Genomic DNA, 16,993 nt, shown 5'->3' with positions numbered 1-16,993 from the left:
TGGGGGCTATGCTGGTGGCGCGATTTCGGTCAATGATCTGACAACCGTTTGCGTTGATATGCACAAGGAGTTCTGATGAAACGCAGCTTGTCCGTGCTGGTCGTGGTGATTGCCGTGGCCGCTGCCGGCGGTTACTGGTATGTCCACAGCAAGCAGCCCCAACGCCACGGCGAACTGAGCCTGCGAGGCCTGCAAGCGCCGGTCAACGTGCGCTACGACGAGCGCGGCGTGCCGCACATCCAGGCGCAGAGCGAAGCCGACCTGTACCGCGCGCTGGGCTATGTGCACGCCCAGGACCGGCTGTTCCAAATGGAGATCATGCGCCGCCTGGCCCGTGGCGAGCTGGCCGAAGTGCTCGGCAGCAAGCTGGTCGCCACCGATACCCTGTTCCGCAGCCTGCGCATCCGCGAGCAGGCCACCCGCATGGTCCAGCGTCAGGATCGCCAAGGCCCCGCCTGGCAAGGTTTGCAGGCTTATCTGGATGGGGTCAACCAATGGCAGGCCAGCCACCCAAAGCCGGTCGAGTTCGACCTGCTCGGTATCACCCCACGCCCCTTCAGCGCCGAAGACACCCTGAGCATCGCCGGTTATCTGGCCTACAGCTTCGCCGCCGCGTTTCGCACTGAACCGGCGCTGACCTACATCCGCGATCAGCTTGGCGCCGATTACCTGAACATCTTTGACCTGGAATGGCAGCCCGAAGGCGCCCTCGCCCCGCGCCTGGCAGCCGCCGACTGGCGCAGCCTCGAGCAACTGGCCAGCGCCAGCCAGGATGCTCTGGCCGCCGCCGGCCTGCCGCAGTTCGAGGGCAGCAATGCCTGGGCAGTTTCAGCCAGCCGCACCCGTAGCGGCCGCCCGCTGCTGGCCGGCGACCCACATATCAGCTTTGCCGTGCCGGCGGTGTGGTATGAGGCCGAGCTGTCGGCGCCGGGTTTTGAGTTGTATGGCTACTTCCAGGCACTTAATCCGTTTGCCCTGCTCGGTCACAATCGCGACTTCGGCTGGAGCCTGACCATGTTCCAGAACGACGACGTCGACCTGATTGCCGAGCGCAGCAACCCGTCCAATCCCGAACAGGTGATGATCGACGGCCAGTGGCAAACCCTGCAGCGCAGCCAGCAGCAGATCGCCGTGAAGGACGCAGCGCCGGTCGAGATCACCTTGCGCAGCTCGCCCCACGGGCCGATCGTCAACAGCGTGCTCGGCGAAACGGCGGGACCCACGCCGATTGCCATGTGGTGGGCGTTTCTGCAAACCGAAAACCCGATTCTTGAGGGCTTCTACCAGCTCAACCGCGCCGACAGCCTGAACAAGATGCGCCTGGCGGCGGTGAAGATTCAGTCGCCCGGGCTGAACCTGGTGTGGGCCAATGCCGCTGGCGACATCGGCTGGTGGGCCGCGGCGCAGTTGCCAATCCGCCCGGAGGGGGTCAACCCGGCGTTCATCCTCGACGGCAGCAGCAGCCAGGCAGACAAGCTTGGCTTCTACCCCTTCAGCCTCAACCCGCAGCAGGAAAACCCGGCCAGCGGCTACATCGTCTCGGCCAACTTCCAGCCGCCGGCCACGATCCCGGTGCCGGGTTACTACAACCTGGCCGACCGTGGTCGCCAGCTTGACCGGCAACTGGCCAACCCGCAGATCAAGTGGGACATGGACAACAGCAAGGCGCTGCAACTGGACACCGCCAGCGACTACGGCCCACGCCTGCTTGCGCCATTGCTGGCGACCCTGCGCGAAGCTGCCGAGGGCGTGCAGGAGCAGGAGCTGGTCGAGCAGCTCGCTGCGTGGCGCGGTGACTACCCGCTGGATTCGACCAGCGCGACCCTGTTCAACCAGTTTCTGTACGAGTTGGCCCATGCCGCACTGCATGATGAGCTGGGCGATACCTGGTTCACGATGCTGCTCAACACCCGCGCCATCGATGCCGCCCTTCCCCGCCTTGCAGCTGATCCGCAATCACCCTGGTGGAGCCAGCGCGGGAACAGTCAACCTGCAGGGCGCAGTGCGGTGGTGCGCGAGGCCTGGCACAAGACGTTGGCCCACCTGGGCGAAACCTTTGGCGCCGACCCGGCCAACTGGCAATGGGGCAAGGCGCATACCCTGACCCATAACCATCCGCTTGGCGTGCAGAAGCCGCTCAACCTGCTGTTCAACGTCGGCCCGTTTGCCGCGCCGGGCACCCACGAGGCGCCGAACAACCTCTCGGCCAAGATCGGCCCCGCGCCATGGCCGGTCACCTATGGGCCGTCCACCAGGCGGATAATCGACTTCGCCGACGCCGCCCAGGCGCTGAGCATCAACCCGCTCGGCCAGAGCGGCGTGCCGTTCGACCGGCATTATCGCGATCAGGCCGAGGACTACATCGAAGGCCGTTATCAGCGGGCGCAGCTGGGCGTGATCCCGGCGCGCAGTACCTTGCGCCTGCTGCCTGCCGAATAGCCTTTCGCAGAAACAAAAACGCCGACGCAAATGCGTCGGCGTTTTTTTCAGGGCAGTCAGCGTGCAAATCAGAACGCTGGCAGTACCGCACCGCTGTATTTCTTGGCGATGAAGGCTTTCACTTCCGGGCTGGTCAGCGCTTTGGCCAGTTTCTGCATGGCATCGCTGTCCTTGTTGTCCGGGCGAGCCACCAGGAAGTTGACGTACGGCGAGTCGCTGCCTTCGATGATCAAGGCGTCCTTGGCCGGGTTCAGACCTGCTTCTAGGGCGTAGTTGGTGTTGATCATGTCCAGGTCAACCTGGTCCAGCACGCGCGCCAGCATGGCCGATTCAAGTTCCTTGAACTTGAGGTTCTTTGGGTTCTCGGCGATGTCTTTCGGCGTGGCCAGGGCGTTTTTCGGGTCTTTCAGGGTGATCAGGCCAGCCTTCTGCAGCAGGATCAGGGCGCGGCCGCTGTTGCTGCCCTCGTTGGGGATGGCAACGGTAGCGCCGTCTTTCAGCTCGCTGAGGTTCTTGATCTTCTTCGAGTAGCCGCCGAAGGGTTCAACGTGGACACCGATCACGGTGACCAGGTTGGTGCCTTTACCTTCGTTGAAGCTCTTCAGGTACGGCAGGGTCTGGAAGTAGTTGGCATCCAGGCGCTTCTGATCGACCTGCACGTTCGGTTGCACGTAGTCGGTGAAGACCTTGATCTCCAGATCGACACCTTCCTTGGCCAGGGTCGGCTTGATCAGTTCGAGGATCTCGGCATGCGGCACCGGGGTGGCAGCGACTACCAGTTTCTCGGCCGCATGGGCAACGCCAGTCAGCGCCAGGGCAGCAGCCAGGGCCGCAGTCAGCAGGGATTTCTTCATGGTGATCCTTAAGTAAGCTGAGCCATCGGCGACGGCAATATGGGGTGCCCGGCGCAAGCTGCGCTGGGCGTGAAGCGGACGATACCGGGATTTTATATTCCGGAACAATATCTTTTGATTAGCTGCTTATATCAAAAAGAATTGGCCATCATCGACTTCGCTTATTAGCCACACGATCGACTATTCGAGTGCCGCCAATGCTGACTCGAGCAACTGGCGCAGGGCTGCGCTGGTGTGCGGCTCCCGGCTATGACCGAGCTGGCTCAGTCGCGCCGCCAGGCTGGCCAGCGGTGCGGTGTCGGGCAGGTCGAGTTGCTCGGCGAGGATCTCGTCGCCATCGCTCACCAGCAGGGCGAAATGGATGACGTTTTCCAGCTCGCGGGTATTGCCCGGCCAGGTATGCGCCTCCAGCGCTTGCTGGGCCAGGTCGCTGATCAGTGGCACCGGCCGCTCCAGCCGGGCGCTGTAGATGCCGACGAAGTACTCGGCCAACGGCAGGATATCGCCTACCCGCTCACGCAGTGCCGGCAGTTCCAGCTCGCCCTCGTGCAGGTACAGGTAGAGCCGCTCGTTGAAGCGCCCGGCCGCCACGGCCAGGGCCAGGTCAATGCTCGAAGCGGCAACCAGGCGCACGTCGACCGGCTGCGGCTGCTGCGCACCGACCCGGGTCACTTCACGGTTTTCCAGCGCGGCGAGCAACTTGGCCTGAATCGCCAACGGCAGGTCGGCAATCTCATCCAGGTACAGCGTGCCGCCATTGGCCGAACCAAACCAACCGGCCCGGCTGCTGGCGGTGCCGCCGTGGCTGCCGGCGCTGTAGCCGAACAGTTCGGCATCGGCGTAGGTATGGCTGATGGCGGCGCAGTTGACCGAAACGAACAGCCCGGCGCGGTCGCTGGCGCGATGGATCTGCCGCGCCAGCAGCTCCTTGCCGGTGCCGGTTTCGCCACGGATCAGCACCGGCAGCGGCTGCACTGCCAGACGCTCCAGGTCTCGGCGCAGCTGCTGCGAGCGCGGGTCGACAAACACCAGCGCCTTGGCGCGAATGCTCAGCGGGCTTTTATCCAGCTCGGGGAAGGTCAGCAGCGGCTGGCCGAAAGGGGCGTGCAAGGTCATGACAAACTCCCGCCGGGCCATCAGCAGCCGGGCGTCTCAGGCATTCTGTGGATAACTGCCGGGTCAGGCGCGCCGTAGCGTGCGCTGCTCGATCCGGCTTTGCAGGCGGTACAGGTAGGCAAAGCCCTGCTCCCAGCGCTCATGCCCGGACTTGACGTTGATATGCCCGGCATTGGCCAACAGGCCCGCCTCGGCCGCCCATTCCTGGGCCAGATACAGCGCCCGCGGCACGCTCACCGCTGGGTCGTTGTCCGAGCTCACTACCTGGCTGGCAAACGGCAGTGCCTGCAGCGGGATCGGCGCGAAGTTGCGCAGCGCCGGCGCGCAGGTTGGCCGTTCGACATCCGCCGGTGCCACCAGCAAGGCGCCACGTACCCGTGCGAGCAAGGCCGGGCTGGCCGCAGCGGCCCAATGGGCAACGGTGATGCAGCCCAGGCTGTGGGCAATCAGGATTACCGGCGTACTGTCGGCGGCAATCGCCTGCTCCAGCGCCTGCACCCAATCGTGCCGCTGCGGCGTCAGCCAGTCGGCCTGCTCGACCCGAGCGCTGTTGGGCAGGCTGCGCTGCCAGTGGCTTTGCCAATGATTGTCTGGCGATCCTTGCCAGCCCGGCACAATCAGGTAACGAATTGACTCATTGCGCATGGGGACGCCTCCAGGAAGTTTGCGTGCTTGTTGACCAGTATAGGGAGCGGGATATATCCGTAAAGGAATAAGAAGCTATGTATTTATAACCAATTTACGTTTCGAAAATAAAAAAAGGGCCACCCCCCTGCCAAGAGGTATGGCCCTGAAGCACTTGCCTGAAGAGGGTACGACGGGCTCTAGCGTGCGGTTATCACCGCCAGCTTGGTGATCCCGGCGCGTTCGATGGCCGCCATGGCGCGGGCTACTTCACCGTAATTGACGCCATCGTCGGCCTGCAGCTGCACTCGCACCTCGGCGTCCTTGAGCTTGGCCGCCTTGAGGTTGCTTTCGAGCAGGTCTGGCTGGATCTCGTCCTTGTTGATGAACAGCTTGCCGCCACCATCGATGCTGACCACCAGCGGGTCTTTCTGCTCGACCGGGGCCACGGCTTCGGTCTTGGGCAGGTTGATCGGTATGGCGTTGGTCAGCAGCGGTGCGGTGACGATGAACACCACCAGCAGCACCAGCATGACGTCGACCAGTGGCGTGACGTTGATTTCACTGAGGACTTCGTCGTTGTCCTGGGTTGAAAAGGCCATATCAGGACGCCTCTTTCACGGGCTGGGTGAAGCCGGCCTGAGGCTTGTGTGCAGTCGGGTGGACCAGCACGCGGAAGGCGCTCTTCTGGGCCAGGCTGTAGAAGTCATGGGCAAAGTCATCGAGGTCGGCAGCGGTCAGCTTGAGCCGGCGCAGGAAGTAGTTGTAGACCAGCACCGCCGGCACCGCGACGGCAATACCAACGCCGGTTGCAACCAGTGCCGCACCGATCGGCCCGGCCACGGTTTCGAGGCTGGCCGAACCTGCCGCACTGATGCCCTTGAGCGCTTCCATGATGCCCCACACGGTGCCGAACAGACCGATGAAGGGCGAGGTGCTGCCGATACTGGCGACTACAGCAAGGCCGGTTTCCAGCGAGCGCCGTTCACGCACGATCTGCTGGCGCAGGGCACGTTCGAGGCGGTCCTGATGGTTGATCGACTGGCTAAGGTCGCTGGCATGGCCAGGCTCACCCACGGCGATGGCGGCGTACCCGGACTGCGCCACACGGGCGGCCGGGCCTGGCAGTTCATGGCTGAGCTCGGCCGCCGAGTCGAGGCTGGAGGCAGCCCAGAACTGCTTGTGAAAGCGTTTGTCCTGGTTCTTCAGGCGCACGAACTGTACGGCCTTGATCAGCGCCAGGCCCCAGGTGGCGACAGAGAACACAACCAGCAGCCAGATCACGGCTACTTCAACGGACTCGAGGGGAGATGCGGATGCCAGCAGGCTCATGATGAAGTCTTCCTATGTTCGGTCGGTATACGGTTCAGGTGCATGTTCAGGGGTGTAATCAGCGCAGCTTGAAGTCGATCGGCACACTTACCCAGCCGGACTGGGCGACATCGCCCTGCTTGGCCGGGACAAAGCTCCAGCGCTTGACGGCCGCCAGTGCGGCGTCGTCGAGGGCCGGGCGGCCACTGCTTTTCTGAATCTGGATCTGGCCGGGCTTGCCGCTGGCCATGACCTCGACCCGCAGCAGCACGGTGCCTTCCCAGCCGCGGCGCTGGGCCATCTGCGGGTATTCCGGCGCCGGGTTCTTCAGGTAGGCAGCGTTGGCCGACGGCGGCGTGACCGGCGCTGGCGCCGGTGGAGCTGGCGTTGGCGCAGGTGCTGCAACTGGCGGCGGCGGAGTTTCCACCGGTTTCGGCACGGGCTTGGCGACAGGCTTTGGCACCGGCTTGGGTTTCGGTTTAGGCACAGGCTTGGGTGCAGGTTTGGCCGCCAGCTCATCGACTACCGGCGGCGGTGGCGGCTCGACTACCGGAGGCGCTGGTGCAGGCGGTGGCGGTTCGACCACGGGCGGGGCCGGTGCGGCAAACTCGATGGTCATGGGTGGGATCTGCGGTGGCACGACCGGTAACGGCGGGGTCGGGCTCTGGCTGATCCAGTACGCCGCCGCGCCATGCAACGCCACTACCAGCAGGGCCAAGGCCCATTTGTCGCGGCGCTTGAGGCCGCTGACCGGCGTGCGTTGCAGGCGCAGCTGGCCGAGCGGCAGACGAAGCGTGCGTCCAAGCTCGACCAGGTCGCCCGGGGCCGGGCGCCATGGCTGGTCGTAGGCCCTGACGGCCGTATGGACATTACCCATTGATCAAACTCCTGGGGTCTCGATTCATGGCTGAATCATCGGTGCCAGACGCTTATCTCTGAAAGTAATGTTTAAACGTAAACTTAGAATTTTATTGAATATTGGTATTAGGGGGAAGGCCGCAGCCCGCGTGGTTCGTGGGCTGGCCGTGATGGCGGGGATTTTGATGCCTGGGCGGCATTTGAAATATTCCTGGAAGGCATTGGTCTTGCGGGGGATGGGGCTGCTTTGCAGCCCAATCGCGACACGAGGCCGCTCCTACAGAGGCCGCGCCGTGTCAGGGACTGCGCGGTCCCGGTAGGAGCGGCCTGGTGTCGCGATTGGGCCGCAAAGCGGCCCCAGAATGGATCAGATATCAGCCACCTTCTGCCAAACCTTGGGCCGGAAGAACAACGTCTCGCCCCGCGCCAGCCCGGTCAGGCTGTCATGGTCCTTGACCACCTCGGCTTCGATCAGCTCGCTCTGCCCTTCCACCTTCAAGGTCACCCGCGTGGTCGCGCCCAATGGCCGAATATCACGCACCTCGGCCGCATGGTGGCCTTCGGTTTCATGCCGCGACAACGACACCTCGTGTGGGCGGAACAGCACATGGTTGCCTTCACTCAGGCTCATGCGGTTGGAGTCACCAAGGAAGTGATAGACGAAGTCGTTGGCTGGCTTTTCATAGACCTCACCCGGCGAGCCGATCTGCTCGATCACGCCCTTGTTCATCACCACGATGCGGTCGGCGACTTCCATCGCTTCTTCCTGGTCGTGGGTAACGAATACCGAGGTCAGGTTGATGTCTTCGTGCAGCCGCGCCAGCCAGCGGCGCAGCTCTTTACGCACCTTGGCATCCAGCGCACCGAACGGCTCGTCGAGCAGCAGTACCTTGGGCTCGACCGCCAGGGCGCGAGCCAGAGCGATACGCTGACGCTGGCCGCCGGACAGCTGCTCGGGGTAACGGTCGGCCAGCCAGTCGAGCTGGACCATGTTCAACAGCTCATGGACCTTCTCGGCGATGCGGCTTTCGCTCGGCCGCTCGCCCTTGGGCTTCATGCGCAGGCCGAAGGCGACGTTGTCGAACACGCTCATGTGGCGGAACAGCGCGTAATGCTGGAACACGAAGCCGACGTTGCGATCACGCACGTCATGCCCGGAGACATCTTCGCCATGGAAAACGATGCTGCCATCGTCCGGCGTTTCGAGACCGGCGATGATCCGCAGCAGGGTGGTCTTGCCGCAGCCCGACGGGCCGAGCAGAGCCACCAGCTCGCCGCTGTTGATATCCAGGTTGATGTTGTCCAGAGCCTGGAAGCTGTTGAAGCGCTTGCTGACGTTACGAACTTCGATCGACATGAATTATTCCTCCGCTGCGCTTTGGCGCAGACGGTTAATACGGTTCTCGCTCCACTGCTTGAGCAGCAGGATGAAGAGCGCCAGGATCAGCAGCAAGCTCGCCACGCTGAACGCCGCGACGTGGTTGTATTCGTTGTAGAGGATTTCGACGTGCAGCGGCAAGGTGTTGGTAACCCCGCGGATATGCCCGGAGACCACCGACACCGCACCAAACTCGCCCATCGCTCGCGCAGTACACAGCACCACGCCGTAGATCAGGCCCCATTTGATGTTGGGCAGGGTCACGTGCCAGAACATCTGCCAGCCATTGGCGCCAAGCAGGCGCGCGGCCTCTTCCTCTTGAGTGCCCTGCTCTTGCATCAGCGGGATCAGCTCGCGGGCCACGAATGGCACGGTAACGAAGATGGTCGCCAGGACGATGCCCGGCAAGGCGAACACGATCTGGATGTCGTGATCCTGCAGCCACGGCCCGAAGAAGCCCTGCGCGCCGAACATCAGCACATAGACCAGACCGGCGATTACCGGCGACACCGAGAACGGCAGGTCGATCAAGGTCACCAGGATGCTCTTGCCGGCAAAGTTGTACTTGCTCACGCACCACGCCGCACTGACCCCGAACAGCAGGTTCAGCGGCACCGAAATGGCCACCGCGAGCAAGGTCAGCCTGAGCGCCGACAGTGCATCGGGCTCGAAGATCGCCTCGAAGAACGTACCGAAGCCGTTCTTCAGCGCTTGGGAAACCACGATCACCAGCGGCAACAGCAGAAACAGCGCAAACACCAGCCAGGCCGAAATGATCAGCACCCGCCGTGAGGTGGCGCTGCCGCGGCGGGCGGCGTTGGCGGCGGCCGTTGCGCCTAGAGTTGAAGCAGACATGGGCGGTCCTCCTTCAAGGGGTTTCGATGCGCCGCTGAAGCAAGTTGATCAGCAGCAGCAGAATGAAGGAAACCACCAGCATCAAGACGCCGATGGCAGTAGCGCCGGTGTAGTCGTACTGGTCGAGCTTGACCATGATCAGCAACGGCAAGATTTCGGTCTTCATCGGCATGTTGCCGGCAATGAAGATCACCGAGCCGTACTCGCCAACACCGCGAGCAAAGGCCAGCGCGAAGCCGGTCAACCAGGCCGGTAGCAGCGCCGGCATGAGGATATGGCGGAATACCTGCAACGGTTTCGCGCCCAGGCAGGCAGCCGCTTCTTCGACTTCTCGGGGGATGTCCGCCAGCACCGGCTGCACCGTCCGCACCACAAATGGCAGGGTGACGAAGGTCAGCGCCAGGGTGATACCCAGCGGCGTGTAGGCGATCTTGAAACCGAGGTCGGTGGCGAACTGCCCGACCCAGCCGGACGGCGCATACAGCGCGGTCAGGGCGATGCCGGCGACTGCCGTGGGCAAGGCGAACGGCAGGTCGATCATCGCGTCGATGATCTTGCGCCCGGGGAAGGTGTAGCGCACCAGCACCCAGGCCAGCAGGGTGCCGATGATGCCGTTGATGATGGCGGCGAACAGGGCAGTGCCGAAACTCAGCTTCAGCGCGGCAATCACTCGCGGGGCGCTGATGATGTTCCAGAACTGCTCCCAGGTCAGCTGCGAGGCATGCACGAACATGGCCGCCAGCGGTATCAGCACGATCAGGCTGAGGTACACCAAGGTGTAGCCCAGAGTCAGCCCGAAGCCGGGTATGACGGGGGATATACGACGTGACATAAAGGTCCCTGGTTTAACGCATCAAGCCCGGGACAAGTCCCGGGCCCATGCAGGCTACTGAAGCTCCAGTGCGGCACTGTACTGCCGAGTTACTGCGCCTGGTAGATCTGATCGAACACACCGCCATCGTTGAAGAATTTCGGCTGTGCAGTTTTCCAGCCGCCGAAGTCCTTGTCGATGGTCACCAGGTCAAGTTTGGGGAATTGCTTGCCATATTCGGCAGCCACTTTCTGGTCACGCGGGCGGTAGAAGTTCTCGGCGGCAATTTTCTGCCCGGCCGGGCTGTACAGATACTTGAGGTATTCCTCGGCGATCTGCTCGTTGCCTTTCTTCTGCGCGTTCTTGTCGACCACTGCCACTGGCGGCTCGGCGAGGATCGACAGCGAAGGCACGACGATTTCGAACTTGTCGCCGCCGCCATCTTCCTTCAAGGCCAGGAACGCTTCGTTTTCCCACGCCAGCAGCACATCGCCCTGACCATTGTTGACGAAGGTGATGGTCGAGCCGCGCGCGCCGGTGTCCAGCACAGGCACGTGCTTGAACAGCTGCTGCACGTATTCCTGGGCCTTGGCTTCGCTGCCGCCGGCTTTCAGGCCATAGGCCCAGGCGGCGAGGAAGTTCCAGCGAGCGCCGCCGGAGGTTTTCGGGTTGGGAGTGATCACCGACACGTCGTTCTTGACCAGGTCGCCCCAGTCCTTGATGCCTTTCGGGTTGCCTTTGCGCACCAGGAAGACGATGGTCGAGGTGTACGGTGTGCTGGCGTCCGGCAGGCGGGTCTGCCAGTTCTCTGGCAGAGTCTTGCCGAGCTTGGCGATTTCGTCGATGTCGCCGGCCAGGGCCAGGGTCACCACGTCGGCGCGCAGGCCGTCGATCACTGCGCGACCTTGCTTGCCCGAGCCGCCATGGGATTGCTGAATCTTGACCTTGTCATCCGGGTGCGCCTGCTGCCAGTGCTTGATGAACTCGGCGTTGTACTGCTGATACAGCTCACGGGTTGGGTCATAGGACACGTTGAGCAGTTCGTAGTCCTTGGCGATGGCGGAACCGGCAAACACGGCACTGGCCAGAGCGGCGAGCGCATAACGGCGGATGGACATGGTGAAGCTCCCGAATTGGCTTTTTTTCTAATTGGTAAGTAGTGCGCGATCAGCCGGTCTTGTTGCCGGGCTGCTGCAGGCGGAACTTCTCCTTGCGCTCGATCTGCACGACCTGAGCGTTATGCACGGTGATCTCCACCGCGCCGAAGCGCAGGTCGCGCAGGGCGGCCTGGATCTCACGCAAAATGGTCGCTTCGTCCTGACCGTCGATGCTACGCAGGGATGCACTCATGCTCGTTCTCCTGTGAGTGAAGTGCCGGGCAGGGTTTGAAGGGGATTTGCGCCTGGCTTGAAGCTGATAATAGTGAGGAGCGGATATTCTTAAAAATACTATTTAAGAATGTTTATATAACCAAAAACAGAAAGGCCATTGCGCTGGGCAATGGCCTTTTCTGAACGGCGCGCGGTATTAGCTGGATGACTGTTCTGGCTCGCGAATCTTGTACCAGGCCACATACAGCGCCGGCAGGAACAACAGCGTCAGCAGCGTTGCACTGATGATGCCGCCGATCATGGCGTAGGCCATCGGCCCCCAGAACACCTCGCGGGCAATCGGGATCATGCCCAGGCTGGCCGCCGCTGCGGTGAGCAGGATCGGCCGGCGGCGATGGTTGGTCGCCTCAAGCACCGCAGCCCAGGGCGACAGGCCCTGCGCCTCGAATTCGTCGATCTGGGTGACCAGGATCACCGAGTTACGGATGATGATGCCGATCAGCGCCAGGATTCCGAGGATCGCCACAAAGCCCATTGGCGTACCCGTCGGCACCAGCGCCAGCACCACCCCGATCAAGCCCAAAGGCGCCACGCTGACCACCAGGAACAACTTCTGCACGCTGTGCAGCTGGATCATGAGGAAAGTCGCCATGAGGAACAGCATCAACGGGATAACCTGGCCAATTGGCCCCTGCGCCTTGCCGCTCTCCTCGACCGTACCGCCGGTGGCCACTTCGTAGCCCGGCGGCAACTTGCTGGCGAACTCTTCGATATCCGGTTTGAGCTGTTTGACCAGGTCGGTCGGCTGGATATCGCCGTTGACCGAGGCCTTGATGGTGATGGTCGGCTTGCGATCGCGGCGCCACACCAGCGGCTGCTCCAGCTCGTAGCGCACCGTGGCAATCGACAGCAGCGGGATCGAGGTGCCGTTGGGAGTCAGTATCTGCAGGTTCTGCAAGGTATCGGGCGAGCCGCGCTCGCTGTCTTCGGCGCGGGCGATCACGTCGACCAGGTAGATGCTGTCGTTGACCTGGGTGATCGGCACGCCGCTGACAATGCTGTTCATCACATTGGCGACGTCTTCGGACGACAATCCCAACTGACGCGCCTTGTCCTGAGCGATCTCGACCCGCAGGACTTTGCCCGGCTCGTTCCAGTCGAAGATCATCTCGCCTATGTGCTGATTGCTGTCGAGCAGGGTCGCCAGGTCGATCGCGTGCTTGCGTACCAGGTCGATGTCCTTGCCGCTGATCCGGTACTGGATTGGCCTGCCCACCGGCGGGCCCATCTCCAGCGACTGAACATTGCTGCCAATGCCGACGAAGTCTTCGCGCAGCAGCTTGCGCAGCCGGTCCATCAGCCCGGCACGCTCCTCCAGGCCTTTGCTGACGATCACCAGCTGGGCGTAGTACGGGTTCTGCAGCTGCTGATCGAGCGGCAGGTAGAAACGGATCGCGCCCTGGCCGATGTAACTGCTCCAGTGCACCAGATCGGGGTCGTCCTTGATCTTCGCTTCAAGCCGATCGACCACCTTCTGGGTCTCCTCGATCGAGGCGTTTTGCGGCAGGTTGAGGTCGACCAGGATTTCCGGGCGGTCCGATGACGGGAAGAACTGGTTCTGCACAAAGCGCATCGAAAACAGCGCCAGAGCGAAGATCAGCACCGTGCCGATGATCGTCCACCAGCGGTTGCGCATGCACCACAGCAAACCATGCTCGAAGGCACGACCGACGCGGCCGGTCTTGGCTTCGTGTTCCTTGACCTTGTTGGCCTTGAGGATATGCACGCCGAGTACCGGGGCGAAGAAAACCGCCACCACCCACGACACGATCAACGCCACTGCGATCACCGCGAACAGGGTGAAGGTGTACTCGCCGGCAGAGCTGGCGTTGAGCCCGATGGGCACAAAGCCGGCCACCGTGACCAGGGTGCCGGTCAGCATCGGGAAGGCCGTCGAGGTATAGGCAAAGGTCGCCGCCTGCTCCTTGGTTTCGCCCATTTCCAGGCGCGTGACCATCACCTCGACGGTGATCATCGCGTCATCCACCAGCAGGCCGAGGGCGATGATCAGGGCACCCAGCGAGATCCGCTGCATGGTGATGCCGCTGTATTCCATGAACAGGAACACCATCGCCAGCACCAACGGGATCGAGCACGCCACCACCAGCCCGGCGCGCACGCCGAGGCTGACGAAGCTTACCGCCAACACGATCAGCACCGCCTCGAACAAGGCACTGGTGAAGCCGCCAACTGCCTTCTTCACTACCACGGCCTGATCCGACACGGTGTGCACACCAACCCCGACCGGCAGGTTGGTGATGATCTGGTCCATCTTGGCTTTCATCTCGGCGCCGAACGCCTGGATGTTGCCGCCGGCTTTCATGCCAATGGCCAGGCCAATCGCCGGCTGGCCGTTGTAACGGAACATCGGTGCAGGCGGGTCGGTGTAGCCGCGCTGGATATTGGCGATGTCGGCCAGGCGGAAGAAGCGATCATTGATCCGCAGGTTGACGCCCTCGAGGTCTTTCTCGGAGCTGAACTGGCCGCTGGTGCGCACCGAAATCCTCTCAGGGCCGGCCTCGATCACCCCCGCTGGGGTAACGGCGTTCTGGGCTTGCAGAGCCTGCATGACCTGGCGCTGGTCGATCCCCAGCGCCGCCAGTTTGCGCGTCGAGAAGTTCAGGTAGAGCACTTCGTCCTGCACGCCAAACAGCTCGATCTTGCCGATGTTAGGCACTTCGCGGGCTTCGGCGCGGGCCTGCTCGACGTAATCGCGCAGTTGCCGCTGGCTCAGGCCATCGGCGGTGAAGGCATAGATGGTGCCGTAAACGTCGCCGAATTCATCGTTGAACGCCGGGCCCTGAATACCTTTGGGGAACTGGCCGCGAATGTCGTCGATCTTCTTGCGCACCTGGTACCAAATGGCCGGGATATCCGGCGCCTTGGTGGTATCGCGCAGATACACATAGACCGTCGACTCACCGGGGCGGGTATAGCTTTTGACGTAATCGAGCGAGTCCAGCTCTTCGAGCTTTTTCTCGATGCGGTCAGTGACCTGATTGAGCGTCTCGTCCTGGGTCGCGCCGGGCCAGCGGGTCTGGATGACCATGGTCTTGATGGTGAACGACGGGTCTTCTTCACGGCCCAGGTTGAAGTAGGAGAACACCCCCATCAGTACACTGACGAACATCAGGTACCAGACAAAGGACTGATGCTTGAGCGCCCATTCGGACAGGTTGAAGCTTCCTTTCATTGCGCATCCTCGTCAAAGCTGACCGGCTGGCCGGGCTTCAAGCTGTTCACGCCGGCAGTCACCACGCGCTCGCCCGGCTGCACGCCGGAGGCCACGACGATGCTGCTGGCGGTGCGGTCGATCAGGGTCACGTCGCGCAGGGCCACGGTCTTTTGTTGAGTGTCGAGGACCCACACCTGGGTCTTGCCGTCGCGTTCGAGCAAGGCGCTCAGCGGCAACTCGCTACGCGGGGTGACCGCCGAGGACAGGTTGACGCTGATCGCCGTGCCCAGGTGGAACGCTGCGGGGGTACTGGCCAGGGTCAAACGCGCACGCCGGGTGCGGGTGGTGGCGTCGGCTTGCGGCTCCAGCTCGCGCAGGGTCGCGGTGGTATTGACCGCAGGGTCGAGCTGCGCGGCAACAGTGAAAGTCAGGTCTTTGCTCAATTGTTCGGCCAGGCCGATTGGCAGGTCGATGACCGCCTCTTTGACGTCGGGGCGGGCCAGCGTGACCACTTCCTGGCCAGCACTGACGGTTTGCCCGGCCTCGGCACGCCAGGCGGTAACCACCGCGGCGTTGTCGCTGCGCAGGGTGCTGTAGTCGAGCTGGTCGCGGGCCTGGCTGACTGCGGCGCGCGCTTGTTCGAGCGAGGCACCGGTGGTTTTCAAGTCGGTCTGGGCGATGTCCAGTTGCGCCTGGGCGCCAACGCCGCGGTCGTACAGCTGCTGCTGGCGACGGGCATTGGCCTGGGCATTGATCCACTGCGCCTGGACCCGCGCCAGGTCGCCCTCGGCGGCACGCAACTGGTTCTGTTGATCGGTCGGGTCGAGGGTGGCGAGGATATCGCCCGGTTTGACCTGGGCGCCGACATCGAGCCAGCGCCGGGCGATCCGTCCTGACACGCGAAAGCCCAGGGTGCTTTCATAGCGGGCCTGGATCGTCCCGGCGAAGCGCCCCAACTGCGCCTGAACCTGCGGCTGGACCACGGTCGACAGCACCGGGCGAACCGGTTCGGCAGCCTCCTCGTCCTTGCCACAGCCGCCCAGCAGCGCAGCCGAGCAGAGTATCAGCAGCACTGCTTTCATGGCGCGGCGCCTCCGTCCTTGGCGTTGACTTTCTCGACCTGCATACCGGGGTGCAACAGCTGCCCGCCGCTGACCACCACGGTCTCGCCGCCTTTGACGCCATCGGCAATCACCACTCTGCCGGTGAGATAGCGGCCGACCTGGACTGGGCGCAGTTCAACCTTGTCGCCCTCGCCGACCACCCACACTGCCGGCTCCTTGAGCGCCTTGGTCAAGGCCGACCACGGCAGTTCGATGCTCGGCCGGCCCTGGGTGCGGCCGCTGGCAGTGACAGGCGAGCCGAGTTGCATGCCGGCGGGCACACTCTGCAGGGCGACCTTGATCTGCACCGTGCCGCTGTCGGCGGACACCGTCGGGGTCACTTCGCGCACCTGGCCCTGCGCCTGCACCTGCGGATTGTCGAGCAGCTTCACGATCACTGGCGCGTCGCTGGGCGGCGCCATCAGCAGCGATTCGTAGACGTTGAAGACCGCATCGCGATCACCGTCCACGGCCAGGCCAAAGATCGGCATGGTCGCCTGCACCACCTGGCCAACCTCGGCCTGGCGCGAGGTGATGACGCCATCGGCGTCGGCAACCAGCGCGGTGTAGCTCAGTTGCTCCCTGGCATTGGCCAACTGCGCCTGAGCAGCCTTCAAAGCACTTTGATTGCCGCGCAGCGCCGCCTCGGCAGAATCATATTCGCTGCGGCTGGTGTAGCCCTTGGGCAGCAGTTTCTGCTGACGAACGAAGGCTGCGCTGGTCTGGGTTACCCGCGCCTGCGCAGCAAATACCTCGGCCTTGGCCGAGTCGACGTTGTTCTGCAGGTCCTTGGGATCGAGCCGCGCCAGCACCTGGTTGGCCTTGACGTGATCGCCGACGTCGACGCTGCGCGAGATGATCTTGCCGCCGACCCTGAAAGACAGGTCGGTCTGCACACGCGCCTGCACGTCACCGGTAAGGGTCACGTTGGCGGCAAAATCTGTGGTCTGGACTTGCTGTACACCTACTCTGGGCAGTTCCGGCGGGGCAATTTCTTCTTTGCAACCCACCAATAGCGACAAATAACCCAGGCAAGCGACCGACAATAGGCGCCTCAACGGCATGCGTGCTCCTTGCT

At 63.1% G+C, this 16,993-nt stretch carries 15 protein-coding genes; 1 reads left to right on the top strand and 14 read right to left on the bottom strand.

Annotated elements, in window-relative coordinates; translation table 11 throughout:
• The first annotated feature begins 75 nt into the window (after window positions 1-75).
• Complete coding sequence (locus CXQ80_RS00390) at window positions 76-2,439, top strand: penicillin acylase family protein (RefSeq protein ID WP_101315352.1); 2,364 nt, start codon at window positions 76-78, stop codon at window positions 2,437-2,439.
• A gap of 68 nt (window positions 2,440-2,507) precedes the next feature.
• Here the strand turns inward: CXQ80_RS00390 and CXQ80_RS00385 are convergent, their stop codons facing one another.
• The 14 genes from CXQ80_RS00385 to CXQ80_RS00320 all read right to left on the bottom strand — a co-directional run bounded on the left by CXQ80_RS00385 (window position 2,508) and on the right by CXQ80_RS00320 (window position 16,979).
• Window positions 2,508-3,293 carry a MetQ/NlpA family ABC transporter substrate-binding protein gene (locus CXQ80_RS00385; RefSeq protein ID WP_101315350.1) on the bottom strand — a complete coding sequence of 262 codons (786 nt, stop codon included), beginning with the start codon at window positions 3,291-3,293 and terminating at the stop codon, window positions 2,508-2,510.
• 180 nt (window positions 3,294-3,473) lie between these two features.
• Window positions 3,474-4,409, bottom strand: coding sequence for a sigma 54-interacting transcriptional regulator (locus CXQ80_RS00380; RefSeq protein WP_101315348.1), 936 nt, complete (start codon window positions 4,407-4,409; stop codon window positions 3,474-3,476).
• Between the two features lie 63 nt (window positions 4,410-4,472).
• Entirely contained in the window at window positions 4,473-5,054 is a 582-nt protein-coding gene (locus tag CXQ80_RS00375; RefSeq protein WP_101315345.1) for an alpha/beta hydrolase, read from the bottom strand.
• 179 nt (window positions 5,055-5,233) lie between these two features.
• Entirely contained in the window at window positions 5,234-5,635 is a 402-nt protein-coding gene (locus CXQ80_RS00370; RefSeq protein WP_101315343.1) for a biopolymer transporter ExbD, read from the bottom strand.
• Window position 5,636: 1 nt separating this feature from the next.
• Window positions 5,637-6,365 (bottom strand): MotA/TolQ/ExbB proton channel family protein, encoded by a 729-nt coding sequence (locus CXQ80_RS00365; protein ID WP_101315341.1) that lies wholly within the window; start codon window positions 6,363-6,365, stop codon window positions 5,637-5,639.
• A 58-nt stretch (window positions 6,366-6,423) separates the two neighbouring features.
• The gene (locus tag CXQ80_RS00360; protein WP_101315339.1) at window positions 6,424-7,221 is read right to left on the bottom strand and encodes an energy transducer TonB; all 798 of its coding nucleotides are present in this window, start codon (window positions 7,219-7,221) and stop codon (window positions 6,424-6,426) included.
• 348 nt (window positions 7,222-7,569) lie between these two features.
• A complete protein-coding gene (locus CXQ80_RS00355; protein WP_101315337.1) occupies window positions 7,570-8,559 on the bottom strand; it encodes a sulfate/molybdate ABC transporter ATP-binding protein in 990 nt (329 codons plus the stop codon).
• A 3-nt stretch (window positions 8,560-8,562) separates the two neighbouring features.
• Window positions 8,563-9,435, bottom strand: a complete 873-nt coding sequence (gene cysW / locus CXQ80_RS00350) for a sulfate ABC transporter permease subunit CysW (protein ID WP_101315335.1) — start codon at window positions 9,433-9,435, stop codon at window positions 8,563-8,565.
• Between the two features lie 13 nt (window positions 9,436-9,448).
• A complete protein-coding gene (gene cysT / locus CXQ80_RS00345; RefSeq protein ID WP_101315333.1) occupies window positions 9,449-10,267 on the bottom strand; it encodes a sulfate ABC transporter permease subunit CysT in 819 nt (272 codons plus the stop codon).
• 89 nt (window positions 10,268-10,356) lie between these two features.
• On the bottom strand, window positions 10,357-11,364 hold the full coding sequence (locus CXQ80_RS00340) for a sulfate ABC transporter substrate-binding protein (protein ID WP_101315331.1): 1,008 nt from the start codon (window positions 11,362-11,364) through the stop codon (window positions 10,357-10,359).
• Between the two features lie 49 nt (window positions 11,365-11,413).
• Window positions 11,414-11,596, bottom strand: coding sequence for a sulfur starvation response protein OscA (oscA, locus tag CXQ80_RS00335; RefSeq protein WP_101315329.1), 183 nt, complete (start codon window positions 11,594-11,596; stop codon window positions 11,414-11,416).
• A gap of 177 nt (window positions 11,597-11,773) precedes the next feature.
• Window positions 11,774-14,830 carry an efflux RND transporter permease subunit gene (locus tag CXQ80_RS00330; protein WP_101315327.1) on the bottom strand — a complete coding sequence of 1,019 codons (3,057 nt, stop codon included), beginning with the start codon at window positions 14,828-14,830 and terminating at the stop codon, window positions 11,774-11,776.
• Window positions 14,827-15,894: an efflux RND transporter periplasmic adaptor subunit gene (locus CXQ80_RS00325; RefSeq protein ID WP_101315325.1), complete on the bottom strand. Its 1,068-nt coding sequence runs from the start codon at window positions 15,892-15,894 to the stop codon at window positions 14,827-14,829. Before CXQ80_RS00325 ends, CXQ80_RS00330 begins: the two co-directional genes overlap by 4 nt.
• Entirely contained in the window at window positions 15,891-16,979 is a 1,089-nt protein-coding gene (locus tag CXQ80_RS00320; RefSeq protein ID WP_101315323.1) for an efflux RND transporter periplasmic adaptor subunit, read from the bottom strand. The genes CXQ80_RS00325 and CXQ80_RS00320 overlap by 4 nt, the downstream gene beginning before the upstream one ends.
• Between the last annotated feature and the right edge of the window lie 14 nt (window positions 16,980-16,993).

Origin of the sequence: Pseudomonas sp. 02C 26, from assembly GCF_002843585.1 — a bacterium.
Lineage (GTDB): Bacteria > Pseudomonadota > Gammaproteobacteria > Pseudomonadales > Pseudomonadaceae > Aquipseudomonas > Aquipseudomonas shirazensis.
The sequence above is the reverse complement of the archived record's forward strand: the minus strand, read 5'-3'. Positions and strand labels throughout refer to the sequence as shown.

Bases quoted from the DNA above. Each gene is read 5' to 3' on its own strand.
- CXQ80_RS00390 (WP_101315352.1), top strand. From the start codon at position 76: ATGAAACGCAGCTTGTCCGTGCTGGTCGTGGTGATTGCCGTGGCCGCT.
- CXQ80_RS00385 (WP_101315350.1), bottom strand. From the start codon at position 3,293: ATGAAGAAATCCCTGCTGACTGCGGCCCTGGCTGCTGCCCTGGCGCTG.
- CXQ80_RS00380 (WP_101315348.1), bottom strand. From the start codon at position 4,409: ATGACCTTGCACGCCCCTTTCGGCCAGCCGCTGCTGACCTTCCCCGAG.
- CXQ80_RS00375 (WP_101315345.1), bottom strand. From the start codon at position 5,054: ATGCGCAATGAGTCAATTCGTTACCTGATTGTGCCGGGCTGGCAAGGA.
- CXQ80_RS00370 (WP_101315343.1), bottom strand. From the start codon at position 5,635: ATGGCCTTTTCAACCCAGGACAACGACGAAGTCCTCAGTGAAATCAAC.
- CXQ80_RS00365 (WP_101315341.1), bottom strand. From the start codon at position 6,365: ATGAGCCTGCTGGCATCCGCATCTCCCCTCGAGTCCGTTGAAGTAGCC.
- CXQ80_RS00360 (WP_101315339.1), bottom strand. From the start codon at position 7,221: ATGGGTAATGTCCATACGGCCGTCAGGGCCTACGACCAGCCATGGCGC.
- CXQ80_RS00355 (WP_101315337.1), bottom strand. From the start codon at position 8,559: ATGTCGATCGAAGTTCGTAACGTCAGCAAGCGCTTCAACAGCTTCCAG.
- cysW (WP_101315335.1), bottom strand. From the start codon at position 9,435: ATGTCTGCTTCAACTCTAGGCGCAACGGCCGCCGCCAACGCCGCCCGC.
- cysT (WP_101315333.1), bottom strand. From the start codon at position 10,267: ATGTCACGTCGTATATCCCCCGTCATACCCGGCTTCGGGCTGACTCTG.
- CXQ80_RS00340 (WP_101315331.1), bottom strand. From the start codon at position 11,364: ATGTCCATCCGCCGTTATGCGCTCGCCGCTCTGGCCAGTGCCGTGTTT.
- oscA (WP_101315329.1), bottom strand. From the start codon at position 11,596: ATGAGTGCATCCCTGCGTAGCATCGACGGTCAGGACGAAGCGACCATT.
- CXQ80_RS00330 (WP_101315327.1), bottom strand. From the start codon at position 14,830: ATGAAAGGAAGCTTCAACCTGTCCGAATGGGCGCTCAAGCATCAGTCC.
- CXQ80_RS00325 (WP_101315325.1), bottom strand. From the start codon at position 15,894: ATGAAAGCAGTGCTGCTGATACTCTGCTCGGCTGCGCTGCTGGGCGGC.
- CXQ80_RS00320 (WP_101315323.1), bottom strand. From the start codon at position 16,979: ATGCCGTTGAGGCGCCTATTGTCGGTCGCTTGCCTGGGTTATTTGTCG.